The organism is Billgrantia aerodenitrificans (assembly GCF_021404405.1).
GTDB classification, from domain to species: Bacteria; Pseudomonadota; Gammaproteobacteria; order Pseudomonadales; family Halomonadaceae; genus Halomonas; species Halomonas aerodenitrificans.
The window spans coordinates 45,307-60,123 of sequence record NZ_JABFTV010000016.1; the positions used below are offsets into that span (position 1 = coordinate 45,307).

Sequence of the window (14,817 nt, forward strand, 5' to 3'; positions counted from 1 at the left end):
CCCACTGTTAAAGGCTGCGCATTCTAAGGTCTAACGGGGTCAGGCGTCAAGCGACGGGGAGCTTCCCGGCACCTGACGCCCACCTCGCTTACAGCTCGTCGTCGTCCGAGTCGAGAGCGGTGAGCTGGGCGCCCAGCTCCTGCTCGACGTCGAAAGCCGACGGGTGGAGCAGACGCTCGGTATCTTCCCGCTTGCGGCGACGCTCCTGATGGTGGGCCAGCCCCGTACCTGCCGGGATCAGACGACCGACCACCACGTTCTCCTTGAGGCCGCGCAGGTAGTCGCGCTTGCCGGTTACCGCCGCCTCGGTCAGCACCCGCGTGGTCTCCTGGAAGGAGGCCGCGGAGATGAACGATTCGGTGGCCAGGCTGGCCTTGGTGATACCCAGCAGCACACGCTGGTAGCGAGCCGGGAATTTCTCGGCATGTTCCAGCAGCGCATTCTGCTCGAGCACTTTGACCAGTTCGACCTGGTCGCCCGGGATGAAATCCGAGTCGCCCGAGTCGGTGATCTCAACCTTGCGCAGCATCTGACGCACGATCACTTCGATGTGCTTGTCGTTGATGCCCACGCCCTGGAGGCGATAGACCTCCTGGATCTCAGCGGTGATGTACTTGGCCAGCTCCGCCACACCCAGCAGGCGCAGGATGTCGTGGGGGTTGCTCGGGCCATCGGAGATCACCTCGCCCTTCTCCACGGTCTCGCCTTCGAAGACCGCGATCTGGCGCCATTTCGGGATCAGCATCTCGAACGGATCGCCACCGTCGTCCGGCGTGATGGTCAGACGACGCTTGCCCTTGGTCTCCTTGCCGAAGCTGATCGTACCGCTGACTTCGGCGAGGATGGCCGGTTCCTTCGGCTTGCGCGCTTCGAACAGGTCGGCCACGCGGGGCAGACCACCGGTGATGTCCTTGTTGCCGGACGCTTCCACCGGAATACGCGCAACGATTTCACCGATACCGATCTTGGCACCATGGTCGACCGAGACGATGGCCTTGCCGGGCAGCAAGTATTGCACCGGGGTGTTCGAGCCCGTCACGCTGATGGGCTCACCGCTCTCGTCGGTGAGCAGGATCATCGGGCGGCTGTCGCGACCGGCCTGCGGGCGCGCCGCCGACTCGATCACCTCGATGGACGACAGGCCGGTCATCTCGTCCACGCTGCGGTGGATGGTGACACCCTCGACCATGTCGACGTACTGCACTTTACCTTCGACTTCGGCAATGATCGGGTGGGTGTGCGGATCCCACTTGGCGACCATCTGGCCGGCATCCACCGCGTCGCCGTCCTTGATCGACAGCTCGGCGCCGTAAGGCAGCTTGTAGTACTCGCGCTCGCGGCCGTGCTCGTCGGCCACCGCCAGGGCGCTGGAGCGGGACACCACCACCAGCTTGCCGTCGGTGCGCTCGACGAACTTCATGTTGTGCAGACGGACCTTGCCGCCGTGCTTGACCTGAACGCTGTCCACCGCAGAGGCACGCGATGCCGCACCGCCGATGTGGAAGGTACGCATGGTCAGCTGGGTACCCGGCTCACCGATCGACTGGGCGGCGATGACGCCGACGGCCTCGCCGATGTTGACCTGATGCCCGCGGGCCAGATCGCGGCCGTAGCACGACGAGCAGACCCCGTGAGTCGATTCGCAGGTGATGGCGCTGCGCACCACGATCTCGTCGACGCCCATGGTGTCGAGACGCTCGCACCAGGCTTCGTCGAGCAGGGTGCCCTTCTCGATCAGCACTTCTTCGGTGCTGGGGTCGATGACGTCCTGGGCCACCACGCGACCCAGCACGCGCTGGGCCAGGGAGACGATGATGTCGCCGCCTTCGATGACCGGGTGCAGGGTCAGGCCCTGCTCGGTGCCGCAATCGGTCTCGGTGATCACCATGTCCTGCGCCACGTCGACCAGACGACGGGTCAGGTAACCGGAGTTGGCGGTCTTGAGGGCGGTATCCGCCAGACCTTTACGCGCGCCGTGGGTCGAGATGAAGTACTGCAGTACGTTCAGACCCTCGCGGAAGTTGGCCACGATGGGTGTCTCGATGATCGAGCCGTCCGGCTTCGCCATCAGGCCACGCATACCTGCCAGCTGACGGATCTGAGCCGCGCTACCCCGGGCACCGGAGTCGGCCATGATGAAGACGCTATTGAACGAGTCCTGCTCCACCTCGTTGCCGTTGCGGTCGATCACGGTCTCCTTGGAGATACCCGCCATCATCGCCTTGGCCACCTTGTCGTTGGCCTTGGACCAGATATCGATGACCTTGTTGTACTTCTCGCCAGCGGTGACGAGACCGGAGGAGAACTGGTCCTCGATCTCCTTGACCTCGGCCTCGGCGGCTTCGACGATCTCGCTCTTGGCGTCGGGAATGACGAAGTCATTGACGCCGATGGAAGCGCCGGACCAGGTCGCCATACGGAAACCGGTGTACATCAACTGGTCGGCAAAGATCACCGTCGGCTTGAGGCCGGCACGACGATACACCTCGTTGAGCAGCTTGGAGATTGCCTTCTTCTTCATCGGCTGATCGACCAGCTCGAACGGCACGCCGTCGGGCAGGATACGGAACAGCAGCGCACGACCCACCGTGGTGTCGTAGAGGGTGCGGGCGGTGCTGTGCTCGCCGCTCTCCTCGTCGATGATCACCTCGGTGAGACGCACCTTGACCCGGGCATGCAGCGACACGCTCTGGGTACCGAAGGCACGCTCCACCTCTTTGAGGTCGGAGAACACCATGCCCTCGCCCTTGGCGTTGATCTTCTCGCGGGTCATGTAGTACAGACCCAGCACCACGTCCTGAGACGGCACGATGATCGGGTCACCGTTGGCCGGCGACAACACGTTGTTGGTGGCCATCATCAGCGCCCGCGCCTCGAGCTGGGCTTCCAGCGTCAGCGGCACGTGTACCGCCATCTGGTCACCGTCGAAGTCGGCGTTGTAGGCGGCACATACCAGCGGGTGCAGCTGGATCGCCTTGCCCTCGATCAGCAGCGGCTCGAAGGCCTGGATGCCGAGACGGTGCAGGGTCGGCGCACGGTTGAGCAGCACCGGGTGTTCGCGGATGACGTCGGCGAGGATGTCCCACACCTCGGGCAGCTCGCGCTCGACCATCTTCTTGGCTGCCTTGATGGTGGAAGCATGACCCAAGGTCTGCAGCTTGGAATAGATGAACGGCTTGAACAGCTCGAGCGCCATCTTCTTCGGCAGACCGCACTGGTGCAGACGCAGGGTCGGGCCGACGGTGATCACCGAACGACCGGAGTAGTCGACGCGCTTGCCCAGCAGGTTCTGACGGAAACGCCCCTGCTTGCCCTTGATCATGTCGGCCAGCGACTTCAGCGGACGCTTGTTGGAGCCGGTGATGGCCCGGCCGCGACGACCGTTGTCGAGCAGCGCATCGACCGCTTCCTGCAGCATGCGCTTCTCGTTGCGCACGATGATGTCCGGCGCATTGAGATCGAGCAGCCGCTTCAAGCGGTTGTTGCGGTTGATCACCCGACGATACAGGTCGTTGAGGTCGGAGGTGGCGAAGCGACCGCCGTCCAGCGGCACCAGCGGACGCAGGTCCGGCGGCAGCACCGGCAGCACTTCCATGACCATCCACGCCGGATCGTTGCCGGAGTTGAGGAAGGCTTCCAGCAGCTTGAGCCGCTTGGAGAGCTTCTTGATCTTGGTCTCGGAGTTGGTCTGCGGGATCTCCTCGCGCAGACGGTCGACCTCCTCGGCAAGGTCGATGTCCTTGAGCAGCGCCTGGATGGCCTCGGCGCCCATGCGGGCGTCGAAGTCGTCACCGAACTCCTCGAGGGCCTCGAAGTACTGCTCGTCGTTGAGCAGCTGGCCGCGCTCCAGGGTGGTCATGCCCGGATCGATGACCACGAAGCTCTCGAAATAGAGCACCCGCTCGATATCGCGCAGGGTCATATCGAGGAACATGCCGATACGCGACGGCAGCGACTTGAGGAACCAGATGTGCGCCACCGGCGAGGCCAGCTCGATGTGGCCCATGCGCTCGCGACGCACGGCTGCCTTGGTCACCTCGACGCCGCACTTCTCGCAGATGATGCCGCGGTGCTTCATGCGCTTGTACTTGCCGCACAGGCACTCGTAGTCCTTCACCGGACCGAAGATCTTGGCGCAGAACAGCCCGTCCCGCTCCGGCTTGAAGGTACGGTAGTTGATGGTCTCGGGCTTCTTGACCTCGCCATAGGACCAGGAGCGAATCATGTCCGGCGAGGCGAGCGAGATCTTGATCGCGTCGAACTCTTCAGACTGTGATTGCGATTTGAGGACTTTCACCAAATCTTTCATGGAGTCGGCTCCTAGCTCTCTAACTCGATATCGATGCCCAGCGAACGGATTTCCTTCACCAGTACGTTGAAGGATTCCGGCATGCCGGCATGCATGGTGTGGTCGCCGTCGACGATGCTCTTGTACATCTTGGTGCGACCTTCCACGTCGTCGGACTTCACCGTGAGCATCTCCTGGAGGGTATAGGCGGCGCCGTAAGCTTCCAGCGCCCACACCTCCATCTCACCGAAACGCTGACCGCCGAACTGCGCCTTACCGCCCAGCGGCTGCTGGGTGACGAGCGAGTAGGAGCCAGTGGAACGGGCGTGCATCTTGTCGTCCACCAGGTGGTTGAGCTTGAGCATGTACATATAGCCCACCGTCACCGGGCGGTCGAAGGCGTCACCGGTACGCCCGTCGTACAGCGCCATCTGGCCGGAATCCGGCAGATCCGCCAGGCGCAGCAGGTGCTTGATCTCGCCTTCCGCCGCGCCGTCGAACACCGGCGAAGCCATCGGCACGCCGCCGCGCAGGTTCTTGGCCAGGGCGATCACCTCGTCGTCGGAGAGCGAGTCGATGTCCTCGATCCGGGTACCTTCGGTGGAGTTGTACACCTTGCCCAGGAACTCGCGAATCTCGCTCACCTGCTGGGTGCGTGCATCGCGCAGCAGAGCGTCGATCTTGACGCCGAGGCCCTGGGCCGCCAGGCCCAGGTGGGTCTCGAGGATCTGACCGACGTTCATCCGCGACGGTACGCCCAGCGGGTTGAGGACGATGTCCACCGGCACGCCGTTGTCGTCGAAGGGCATGTCTTCTACCGGCATGATTGCCGAGATGACACCCTTGTTACCGTGACGGCCGGCCATCTTGTCACCCGGCTGGATACGACGCTTGACCGCCATGTAGACCTTGACGATCTTGAGTACGCCCGGCGCCAGGTCGTCGCCCTGGGTCAGCTTGCGCTTCTTGTCCTCGAAGCGCTCCTCCATCTCCTTGCGACGGTTCTCCAACTGCTCGTCGGCCTGGGCCAGCAGCTCGTTGAGCGACTCGTCCTGCAGGCGCAGCTTGAACCACTGCTGACGCGGCAGTTCGTCGAGGTAGCTGTCGGAGAGCACGTCGCCTTTCTTAAGCTTGGGTCCGCCGTTGACCGGCTGGCCGGAGAGCGTGCGCTTGAGACGCTCGAAGGTGGCGTCCTCAGCGATGCGGTAGGTCTCCTGCAGGTCCTTGCGCACCTCGTCGAGCTGCATCTGCTCGATGGCCAGCGCCCGGGAGTCCTTCTCCACGCCGTCGCGGGTGAACACCTGCACGTCGATCACGGTACCGCGCATGCCGGTGGGGGCACGCAGCGAAGTATCCTTCACGTCGGAGGCCTTCTCACCGAAGATCGCCCGCAGCAGCTTCTCTTCCGGGGTCAGCTGGGTCTCGCCCTTGGGCGTGACCTTGCCCACCAGGATGTCGCCCGGGCCGACTTCGGCGCCGATGTAGACCACGCCGGCCTCGTCCAGCTTGGAGAGTGCCGACTCACCCACGTTGGGGATATCCGAGGTGATCTCCTCCGGCCCCAGCTTGGTGTCGCGGGAAACGCAGGTCAGCTCCTGGATGTGGATGGTGGTGAAGCGATCCTCCTGCACCACGCGCTCCGAGAGCAGAATCGAGTCCTCGAAGTTGTAGCCGTTCCAAGGCATGAAGGCGATGCGCATGTTCTGACCCAGGGCCAGGTCACCCATGTCGACGGAGGGACCGTCGGCCAGGATGTCGCCGCGCTCGACCACGTCGCCGGGACGCACGATGGGGCGCTGGTTCATGCAGGTGTTCTGGTTGGAACGCACGTACTTGGTGAGGTTGTAGATGTCGACGCCGGCTTCGCCGCCGATGATCTCGTCCTCGTTGATACGTACCACGATGCGCTTGGCGTCGACCGAGTCGATGACCCCGCCGCGACGCGCCACGGCACACACGCCGGAGTCGCGGGCGACGAAACGCTCCATGCCGGTACCCACCAGCGGCTTCTCGGCGCGCAGGGTCGGTACCGCCTGACGCTGCATGTTCGAGCCCATCAGAGCGCGGTTGGCATCGTCGTGCTCAAGGAACGGGATCAGCGCCGCTGCCACCGAGACCACCTGACGCGGAGACACGTCCATCAGGGTGACCTGCTCGGGGCGCATGAAGGTGGTCTCGCCCTTGTGGCGCACCTGTACCAGGTCGTCGACCAGCTTGCCGCTCTCATCGACGGTGGCCGAAGCCTGGGCGATGATGAAGTCGCCCTCCTCGATGGCCGAGAGGTGTACCACCTCGTCGGTCACCTGGCGGTCCACTACCTTGCGGTACGGCGTCTCGAGGAAGCCGTAGCTGTTGGTGTGGCTGTAGGTGGCCAGCGAGTTGATCAGACCGATGTTCGGACCTTCCGGGGTCTCGATCGGACACAGACGGCCATAGTGGGTGGCGTGAACGTCGCGCACCTCGAAGCCGGCCCGCTCGCGGGTCAGACCGCCCGGACCAAGCGCGGAGACGCGGCGCTTGTGGGTGACCTCGGAGAGCGGGTTGTTCTGGTCCATGAACTGCGAGAGCTGGCTGGAACCGAAGAACTCCTTGACCGCCGCCGCCACCGGCTTGGCGTTGATCAGGTCCTGCGGCATCAGGCCTTCGCTCTCGGCCATGGAGAGACGTTCCTTGACCGCACGCTCGACGCGCACCAGGCCCACGCGGAACTGATTCTCGGCCATCTCGCCGACGCAGCGGATACGACGGTTGCCCAGGTGATCGATATCGTCGACTTCGCCGAAGCCGTTACGGATGTAGATCAGCTCCTTGAGCACGTCGAGGATGTCACGGTTGTCGAGTACGCCGGAGCCGACGTCGGAATCACGACGCAGGCGACGGTTGAACTTCATGCGACCGACGCCGGAAAGGTCGTAGCGGTCTTCGGTGAAGAACAGGTTGTGGAACAGCGTCTCGGCGGCTTCCTTGGTGGGCGGCTCGCCGGGGCGCATCATGCGGTAGATTTCGACCAGCGCCTCGAGCTGCGAGCTGGTGGTATCCAGGCGCAGGGTCTCGGAGACGAACGGACCGCAGTCGAGATCGTTGGTGTACAGCGTCTCGAGCTTGGTGATGCCGGCCTGGCCCAGCTTCTCGAGCAGTTCCGGGGTGATCACGCTGTTGCAGGGGCAGATCAGCTCGCCGGTATTGGCATCGACCTGATCCTTGGCCAGGGTCTTGCCGAACAGGTAATCCATCGGCACTTCGAGGCGCTCGAGGCCGGCCTTCTCCAGCTGACGGATATGCTTCTGGGTGATACGGCGACCTTCCTCGACGATCAGGTTGCCATCGGCATCCTTGATGTCGAAGGTGGCGGTTTCGCCACGCAGGCGCGACGGCACCAGCTCCACCGAGAAACCGCTCTTCTCGATGTGGAAGACGCTGGTGTCGAAGAACTCGTCGAGGATCTCCTCGGCACTCATGCCCAGCGCGCGCAGCAGCACCGTGGCCGGCAGCTTGCGGCGACGGTCGATACGCACGAAGACGTTGTCCTTGGGATCGAACTCGAAGTCGAGCCAGGAGCCGCGATAAGGAATCACGCGAGCGGAATAGAGCAGCTTGCCCGAGGAGTGGCTCTTGCCCTTGTCATGATCGAAGAACACGCCCGGCGAGCGATGCAGCTGGGAAACGATGACCCGCTCGGTGCCGTTGACCACGAAGGTGCCGTTCTCGGTCATCAGGGGGATCTCCCCCATGTAGACTTCCTGCTCCTTGATGTCCTTGATGGCCTTGTTGGAAGAGTCGCGATCGTAGATGATCAAGCGAACCTTGACCCGCAAGGGAGCGGAGTAGGTGACGCCACGCAGCTGGCACTCCTTGACGTCGAAGGCCGGGGTACCGAAGCGATAGCTGACGTACTCGAGCGCCGCGTTGCCGGAGAAGCTCTCGATCGGGAACACGGACTTGAACGCCGCATGCAGTCCGGTCTCGAGGCGCTCATCGGGGGCGCGGTCCTGCTGGAGGAAGTCGTAGTAGGAATCAAGCTGGATCGCCAGCAGGTAGGGCACATCCATCACTTGGGGCAGTTTGCCGAAATCCTTGCGGATGCGTTTTTTCTCAGTGTATGAGTAAGCCATCTGTATTCCCCAGCTTGTTCACCATGGGTGACCGATGCGTGGTCGGCGCCGCCCGACGAGACCGCCCCCGTCAGGCGCTGACGGCAAGCTCCACAGGGGGTAGCTCGCCGTCGGGATTCTGCTAGCGACGCTGCGTCAGCAAGGCGCTAGTGCAACAGAAAAAGGCCGGCAGCGGGAGGGCCCGCCACCAGCCGTGGAAGCTTACGCAGCGCGTGAAGCCATGGAAACCAAGGGGTTACTTGAGTTCCACGGTGGCGCCGGCTTCTTCCAGCTTCTTCTTGGCCTCATCGGCCTCTGCCTTGGGCATGGCTTCCTTGATGGTAGCCGGGGCGCCGTCGACGGCAGCCTTGGCTTCCTTCAGGCCCAGACCGGTGATCTCGCGCACAGCCTTGATCACGTTGACCTTCTTGTCGCCGGCGCTGGCCAGCACCAGGTCGAACTCGGTCTGCTCTTCGGCAGCGGCTTCACCACCAGCAGCCGGACCGGCCACGACGGCGGCAGCGGCAGAGACGCCGAACTTCTCTTCCATCGCTTCGATCAGCTCGACGACTTCCATCACGGACATGTCGGCGACGGCGTTGATGATGTCTTCTTTGGTAAGTGCCATTTCGGTATTCCTAACTTTGCGGGAGCCTCGGCGCACCGAGCGCTCTATTCAGTGTTCGATTCAGGCTACAGCAACGAGTTCGCCGATCAGGCGGCCTGTTCCTGCTTCTGGTCGCGCAGGGCGGCCAGAGTACGAACCAGCTTGCCGGCAGATGCTTCCTTCATGACGGACATCAGCTTGGCGATGGCCTCGTCATAAGTCGGCAGGGTTGCCAGACGGTCAATGTCGCTTGCCGCAATCAGCTCGCCTTCGTAGGCCAGCGCCTTGACTTCGAAGTTCTTCTCATCCTTGGCGAAATCCTTGAACAGACGGGCGGCAGCGCCCGGATGCTCGGTGGAAAACGCCAGCAGAGTCGGACCGACGAAGCTCTCGTTCAGACACTCCCACTGAGTGCCGGAAAGGGCGCGGCGTGCCAGGGTGTTGCGGACAACACGCAGCTGGACGCCATTCTCGCGTGCCTGCTTGCGCAGACCGGTCATCTTCTCGACCGTGACGCCACGAGAATCGGCAACTACGACGGAGAGTGCGCTCTTGGCAGCTTCACTGACCTCGGCAACGATCGCCTTCTTGCCTTCGAGTGCTAGTGGCACAGTGATCACTCCTTCGTGCCGGAACCGCATAAGCGGACTCCGGTGGTTACCATCTCTCCCCTCAACGCAAGCGCCGATGGGAGTCCTGGGTGATGGTGCTCACCAGCGTTCTGGCGGCCACACCATCTGCGCAGGCACCCCTAGGGGAGATTAAGCCGCCCACTCGAAAGAGGGCGGCACCTGCGGTCTTTGACGGCGCCCCTCGCCCCTGCCAGGCAGGACCTCGGGGACCGCAAAGTTCTTGCAACTATTCTCTACCGCGTCCTTAGACGAGGGCAGAGTGATCGAGGGTCAGACCCGGGCCCATGGTAGTGGACAGGGTGACCTTCTTGAAATAGATACCCTTGGACGTGCTCGGCTTGAGACGCTTGAGGTCCGCGACCAGCGCTTCCAGGTTGCCCCGGATGGCGTCGGCATCGAAGTCGACCTTGCCCAGAGTGGTGTGAATGATGCCGTTCTTGTCGGTACGGAAACGTACCTGACCAGCCTTGGCATTCTTCACCGCAGTGGCCACGTCGGGCGTCACGGTGCCGACCTTGGGGTTCGGCATCAGACCGCGCGGACCGAGGATCTGGCCCAGTTGGCCGACCACGCGCATGGCGTCCGGCGAGGCGATGACCACGTCGAAATCGAGCTGACCCTTCTTGACCTGCTCGGCCAAGTCGTCCATGCCGACGATATCGGCACCGGCTTCCTTGGCGGCATCGGCATTGGCGCCCTGAGTGAACACGGCGACGCGCACGTCCTTGCCGGTTCCGTTGGGCATGACGGTAGCGCCACGCACCACCTGGTCGGATTTACGCGGATCGACACCCAGATTGATGGCGACGTCCAGCGACTCCTTGAACTTAACGGTAGAGAGTTCGGCGAGCAGTGCCACGGCCTCTTCCAGGCTGTAAGCCTTGGAAGCGTCGACCTTCTCGCGAATCATCTGAGCGCGCTTGGAAAGCTTGGCCATGATCAGAGACCCTCCACGTTGAGGCCCATGCTGCGGGCACTGCCGGCAATGGTACGCACCGCGGCATCGAGATCGGCAGCCGTCAGATCGGGCTCCTTGGTCTTGGCGATCTCTTCGAGCTGTGCACGGGTCACGGTACCGACCTTCTTCTTGTTCGGCTCACCGGAGCCGGACTTGATGCCAGCCGCCTTCTTCAGCAGGACGGCCGCCGGCGGCGTCTTGGTGATGAAGGTGAAGCTGCGGTCGGAATAGACGGTGATCACCACGGGAGTCGGCAGACCCGGCTCGATGTCCTGGGTCGCGGCATTGAATGCCTTACAGAACTCCATGATGTTGACACCGTGCTGACCCAGCGCGGGGCCCACGGGGGGACTCGGGTTGGCCTTACCAGCTGCCACCTGCAGCTTGATGTAAGCCTGTACTTTCTTGGCCATGATGGACTCCAGTTGGGTAGTAGCGCCTTGCGGCTCCCCGGGTTAAGCGGCCAGCGCGGCGGCCGCACAGCAAATCAGAGGTCGAGAGTCATTCCTTCTCGACCTGCGAGAACTCGAGCTCGACAGGCGTCGCCCGACCGAAGATCAGCACGCTGACCTGCAGGCGGCTCTTGTCGTAGTTGACCTCTTCGACCACGCCGTTGAAGTCGGCAAAGGGTCCGTCGATGACGCGCACGGACTGACCCGGCTCGAACATGGTCTTGGGCCGCGGCTTGTCGCTGCCGTCTTTCACGCGGCGCAGAATGGCGTCGGCTTCTTTCTGGGTGATCGGCGCCGGCTTCTCCTTGGTACCACCGATGAACCCCATCACACGCGGGGTTTCGTTGACCAGGTGCCAGGTGCCGTCGTCCATTTCCATCTCGACCAGCACGTAGCCGGGATAGAACTTGCGCTCGCTCTTGCGACGCTTGCCGTCACGCACCTCGACGACCTCTTCGGTCGGCACCAGGATCTCGCCGAAGCGATCCTCCATGCCATACATCTTCACGCGCTCCTTGAGGGAGCGCATGACATGCTTCTCGAAGCCGGAGTAGGCGTGCACGACGTACCAACGCTTGGACATGAAGACTCCTAACCGATGACGCCGGACATCGCCCAGCTTAGAAGGGTGTCGATCAGCCACAGCATCAGCCCGACGATCAGCACGGCGACCAGCACGATGGCAGTCGTCTGCACCGTCTCGGGACGGGTCGGCCACACCACACGCTGGATCTCTTTCTTGGCGTTCTTGGCCAACTCGGCGAGATCGCGCCCCCTGGCGGTCGTCAGGGCAATGCCTGCAGCACCCAGACAAAGCACGACGACACCAAGCACACGATAGAGAAGCGCCTGATCGGCGTAGTAGGTATTGCCCACTACAGCCAACGTCACCAGCGTGACGACAACCGCCCACTTGAGCCCGTCGTGGCGCGACTCCTGCACCTCGGCGTTGTGTTTCATGAAAACGAGACTCCTCAGGGTGCGGCAATCGAGCATGTTCGTATGAAGAAGCCAACCTGGGGAAGGTTGGCAGGCCAGGAGGGAATCGAACCCCCAACCTGCGGTTTTGGAGACCGCTGCTCTGCCAATTGAGCTACTGGCCTGTACCTGACACGCAGCACCTCTTGCAGACGCATACGTAACAGCGGGCGCCATGATAGCGGATACTCCGCCGACTGGCAACCCTTCCCGGCGAACTGACGCCGCGAAGAAAAGAAAGGCGAGCCCAGGCTCGCCTTTCTGCAATGGAGCTCATGGACGGATTTGAACCGTCGACCTCACCCTTACCAAGGGTGTGCTCTACCCCTGAGCTACATGAGCAAAACCTTTCACACCCAACCTACCACAGCCGAATGCCTGGAGCGGGCAGCGGGAATCGAACCCGCATCATCAGCTTGGAAGGCTGAGGTTCTACCATTGAACTATGCCCGCCTACCCACTCTTCCCATCCAGACACAAACCTCGATGGGACAATCTGGTGGAGGGGGAAGGATTCGAACCTTCGAAGCTTTCGCGGCAGATTTACAGTCTGCTCCCTTTGGCCACTCGGGAACCCCTCCAGATGGCGGCTCATTCTACCGCCTACCGAAGCCATGTCAAGCGCTTATTTATCAGCCACTTGCCGAAAAGCTCGTCAGTGCGACGACCCCTTGGCCTCGGAACGCGCTGCATTGTGTCAAAGCAGCATGGAGAATGCAAGGCCCGCCCTGATTTTTTCGAGTCCTGCAGGCTCAGGCACACGGGGCGCCCCCGACATACGCCCGGCTCGCTCGGCAGCGGTCAGCGGGAAACACGCTTCGAGCCCGCCATAGACCATGTCAGGCCATATCGCATGGGGAGAGTGCACTCCTCGCGCCACCACGCGCGCATCGCCGCCCGTCAGCAACAGCGGCAAGGCAATCCCTTCACGATCACAGACCTCGGCATAGATTCGATTCACGGCACTGACAGCGGCCAGATAGATGCCATGGTTCACGGCCTCGACGGTTCGCCGCCCCGGCAGCAGTAGCTCCTCTGCCTCGCTGTCGGGATCGATGGCCACATTGCGCGTGCCGAGCTGCAGGCTCTCTTTCATCAGACGCAGCCCCGGCAGGATATACCCCCCCAGGTGACGCCCGCCCGGCAGCACGAAATCGATGGTGATGGCACTGCCGCAATCCACGGCGCAGCAGCCCCCAGCCAGCTGGTAGCCGGCCAGCACGCCCATCCAGCGGTCGACACCCAGGCGATGCGGCTCCTCGTAGCCGTTCATCACGCCCAAGGCTTCGGGTACCGAGCGCGCCACATGCACGCTACGCACTCGGCTCTGCAGCAGCGTTACCGTCTGTTCCAGCACCGCCTGGCGCGCAACGCTCGAGATTCGCACCGCCTCCACCACGTCGAGATCGGGAATATCGGAGCCAGGCTTCCACTCCTCACGGGTCCAGACGGCCCCCCGTGAGCGAATCTCGCTGCTGTCGGCATCCTTCAGCCGCCACTTGGAAAGTGTGTTGCCGATGTCCAGGTCAAGGATCATGTACGCCCACGCACGCTGATCTCACCACCCCCCAGGCGCTCACGCCCCCGCTCATGGCAAACCCAGAGATTGCCAGAGGCATCGACGGTCTCGGCCGTTGCCGTGAACCGCTGCTGCCCTCTCTGCACTTCGACCTGGCAGCCCTGGAAGGCATGCCGTGCATTCCACTCGCCTTGCCAGGCGACAAAGCCGGATGTCTCATACTCGGCCAGCAGCGGCATGAGCTCATCCAGCAGCTCAGCGGCCAGCCGATTGCGTGAGAGCGACGAGGCCTGATCATGCACGGCCGCCACCTTCTGCTCGATTCTCTCTCGAAAGCTCGTTGGCAGATCAAAATTGATACCCATGCCCACCACGACCTCACAGGGACCCGCTGCGTCCCCGCTGATCTCTACCAAGATGCCTGCCAGCTTGCCCAGGTTCCCCTCCCCATCCTCGAGCAGCACGTCATTCGGCCACTTGAGCCTGGAAGAGACACCGTGACGCTCCAGCACGCGAGACAGCGCGACCCCTACCGCGAGGCTCAGCCCCTCCAGCGCCACCACGCCGGTCTCGAAGCGCCACCCGACCGACAGCATGAGTGCACGCCCCCAGGGCGTCGTCCAGACTCGGCCACGACGCCCGCGCCCCGCACTCTGCTGCTCGACCAGGCACACCTCACCATGGCCGGCACCTTGAGCGAAGCGCTGGCGAATGAACTCGTTGCTTGAGGGCAGCGTCTCCTCGACGAAGAGCCTGGCCAGATGCTGCCGCCCCTTGCGCGACAGCTCGGCCACGATTCGCGAACCATCCAGCAGCTCCAGCGGCGCGGAGAGGCGGTACCCCTGCCCCTTGACCGCCTCGAGCGGGATATCCATTGCCTCGAGCTTCTTGAGCTGCTTCCACACCGCGGTGCGCGATACACCCAGCCGCTCCCCCAACTGCTCGCCGGAATGGAACTCTCCGTCGCTCAGCAGCCGAATGAGATCACCGATGGTCATGCTCTGTTGCCCTAGTCGGGAAAAAAGTCATTCTAGCGAACTGCCGCCTCCGCGGAAACGCATTGACCGGATAAAGAAAAACCCCGAGCTCGGCTGAGCTCGGGGTTTTGGGGATAGCTGGTGGCCAGAAACGGCGAAACCCCGACCAGTTGGCCGGGGTTTCTGAAGAAGTGCCTGACGATGACCTACTCTCGCATGGGGAGGCCCCACACTACCATCGGCGCTGAGCGGTTTCACTGCTGAGTTCGGCATGGGATCAGGTGGTTCCCACTCGCTATGGTCGTCAGGCGAAAA

The 14,817-nt window shown here is 62.9% G+C and carries 10 protein-coding genes, 4 tRNA genes and 1 rRNA gene; all 15 read right to left on the reverse strand.

Going from position 1 to position 14,817, the window contains the following annotated elements; genetic code table 11:
* Positions 1-88: 88 nt before the first annotated feature.
* The 15 genes from rpoC to rrf all read right to left on the reverse strand — a co-directional run bounded on the left by rpoC (position 89) and on the right by rrf (position 14,811).
* Complete coding sequence (gene rpoC, locus HOP59_RS22205) at positions 89-4,309, reverse strand: DNA-directed RNA polymerase subunit beta' (protein WP_010626461.1); 4,221 nt, start codon at positions 4,307-4,309, stop codon at positions 89-91.
* 11 nt (positions 4,310-4,320) lie between these two features.
* Positions 4,321-8,400 (reverse strand): DNA-directed RNA polymerase subunit beta, encoded by a 4,080-nt coding sequence (rpoB, locus tag HOP59_RS22210; protein ID WP_010626460.1) that lies wholly within the window; start codon positions 8,398-8,400, stop codon positions 4,321-4,323.
* 235 nt (positions 8,401-8,635) lie between these two features.
* Positions 8,636-9,007, reverse strand: coding sequence for a 50S ribosomal protein L7/L12 (gene rplL, locus HOP59_RS22215; protein WP_010626459.1), 372 nt, complete (start codon positions 9,005-9,007; stop codon positions 8,636-8,638).
* 86 nt (positions 9,008-9,093) lie between these two features.
* Positions 9,094-9,597: a 50S ribosomal protein L10 gene (gene rplJ / locus HOP59_RS22220; protein WP_010626458.1), complete on the reverse strand. Its 504-nt coding sequence runs from the start codon at positions 9,595-9,597 to the stop codon at positions 9,094-9,096.
* A 265-nt stretch (positions 9,598-9,862) separates the two neighbouring features.
* The gene (gene rplA, locus HOP59_RS22225) at positions 9,863-10,555 is read right to left on the reverse strand and encodes a 50S ribosomal protein L1 (RefSeq protein ID WP_010626457.1); all 693 of its coding nucleotides are present in this window, start codon (positions 10,553-10,555) and stop codon (positions 9,863-9,865) included.
* Positions 10,556-10,557: 2 nt separating this feature from the next.
* Positions 10,558-10,989 (reverse strand): 50S ribosomal protein L11, encoded by a 432-nt coding sequence (gene rplK, locus HOP59_RS22230; protein WP_010626456.1) that lies wholly within the window; start codon positions 10,987-10,989, stop codon positions 10,558-10,560.
* An 88-nt stretch (positions 10,990-11,077) separates the two neighbouring features.
* Positions 11,078-11,611 carry a transcription termination/antitermination protein NusG gene (gene nusG / locus HOP59_RS22235; RefSeq protein WP_010626455.1) on the reverse strand — a complete coding sequence of 178 codons (534 nt, stop codon included), beginning with the start codon at positions 11,609-11,611 and terminating at the stop codon, positions 11,078-11,080.
* Between the two features lie 8 nt (positions 11,612-11,619).
* Complete coding sequence (gene secE / locus HOP59_RS22240; RefSeq protein WP_010626454.1) at positions 11,620-11,988, reverse strand: preprotein translocase subunit SecE; 369 nt, start codon at positions 11,986-11,988, stop codon at positions 11,620-11,622.
* Positions 11,989-12,055: 67 nt separating this feature from the next.
* Positions 12,056-12,131: transfer RNA gene (locus tag HOP59_RS22245), tRNA-Trp, on the reverse strand.
* 142 nt (positions 12,132-12,273) lie between these two features.
* Positions 12,274-12,348: transfer RNA gene (locus tag HOP59_RS22250), tRNA-Thr, on the reverse strand.
* Positions 12,349-12,385: 37 nt separating this feature from the next.
* A tRNA-Gly gene (locus tag HOP59_RS22255) sits at positions 12,386-12,459 on the reverse strand.
* A 44-nt stretch (positions 12,460-12,503) separates the two neighbouring features.
* Positions 12,504-12,587 (reverse strand) — tRNA-Tyr (locus HOP59_RS22260).
* A gap of 116 nt (positions 12,588-12,703) precedes the next feature.
* Positions 12,704-13,543 carry a type III pantothenate kinase gene (locus HOP59_RS22265; protein ID WP_010626453.1) on the reverse strand — a complete coding sequence of 280 codons (840 nt, stop codon included), beginning with the start codon at positions 13,541-13,543 and terminating at the stop codon, positions 12,704-12,706.
* Positions 13,540-14,523, reverse strand: a complete 984-nt coding sequence (locus HOP59_RS22270) for a biotin--[acetyl-CoA-carboxylase] ligase (RefSeq protein WP_010626452.1) — start codon at positions 14,521-14,523, stop codon at positions 13,540-13,542. The genes HOP59_RS22265 and HOP59_RS22270 overlap by 4 nt, the downstream gene beginning before the upstream one ends.
* Positions 14,524-14,695: 172 nt before the next feature.
* Positions 14,696-14,811: ribosomal RNA gene (rrf, locus tag HOP59_RS22275) — 5S ribosomal RNA — on the reverse strand.
* Between the last annotated feature and the right edge of the window lie 6 nt (positions 14,812-14,817).

Coding starts and splice junctions, on each gene's coding strand:
- rpoC (WP_010626461.1), bottom strand. CDS start 4,309: ATGAAAGATTTGGTGAAAGTCCTCAAATCGCAATCACAGTCTGAAGAG.
- rpoB (WP_010626460.1), bottom strand. CDS start 8,400: ATGGCTTACTCATACACTGAGAAAAAACGCATCCGCAAGGATTTCGGC.
- rplL (WP_010626459.1), bottom strand. CDS start 9,007: ATGGCACTTACCAAAGAAGACATCATCAACGCCGTCGCCGACATGTCC.
- rplA (WP_010626457.1), bottom strand. CDS start 10,555: ATGGCCAAGCTTTCCAAGCGCGCTCAGATGATTCGCGAGAAGGTCGAC.
- rplK (WP_010626456.1), bottom strand. CDS start 10,989: ATGGCCAAGAAAGTACAGGCTTACATCAAGCTGCAGGTGGCAGCTGGT.
- nusG (WP_010626455.1), bottom strand. CDS start 11,611: ATGTCCAAGCGTTGGTACGTCGTGCACGCCTACTCCGGCTTCGAGAAG.
- secE (WP_010626454.1), bottom strand. CDS start 11,988: ATGAAACACAACGCCGAGGTGCAGGAGTCGCGCCACGACGGGCTCAAG.
- HOP59_RS22265 (WP_010626453.1), bottom strand. CDS start 13,543: ATGATCCTTGACCTGGACATCGGCAACACACTTTCCAAGTGGCGGCTG.
- HOP59_RS22270 (WP_010626452.1), bottom strand. CDS start 14,523: ATGACCATCGGTGATCTCATTCGGCTGCTGAGCGACGGAGAGTTCCAT.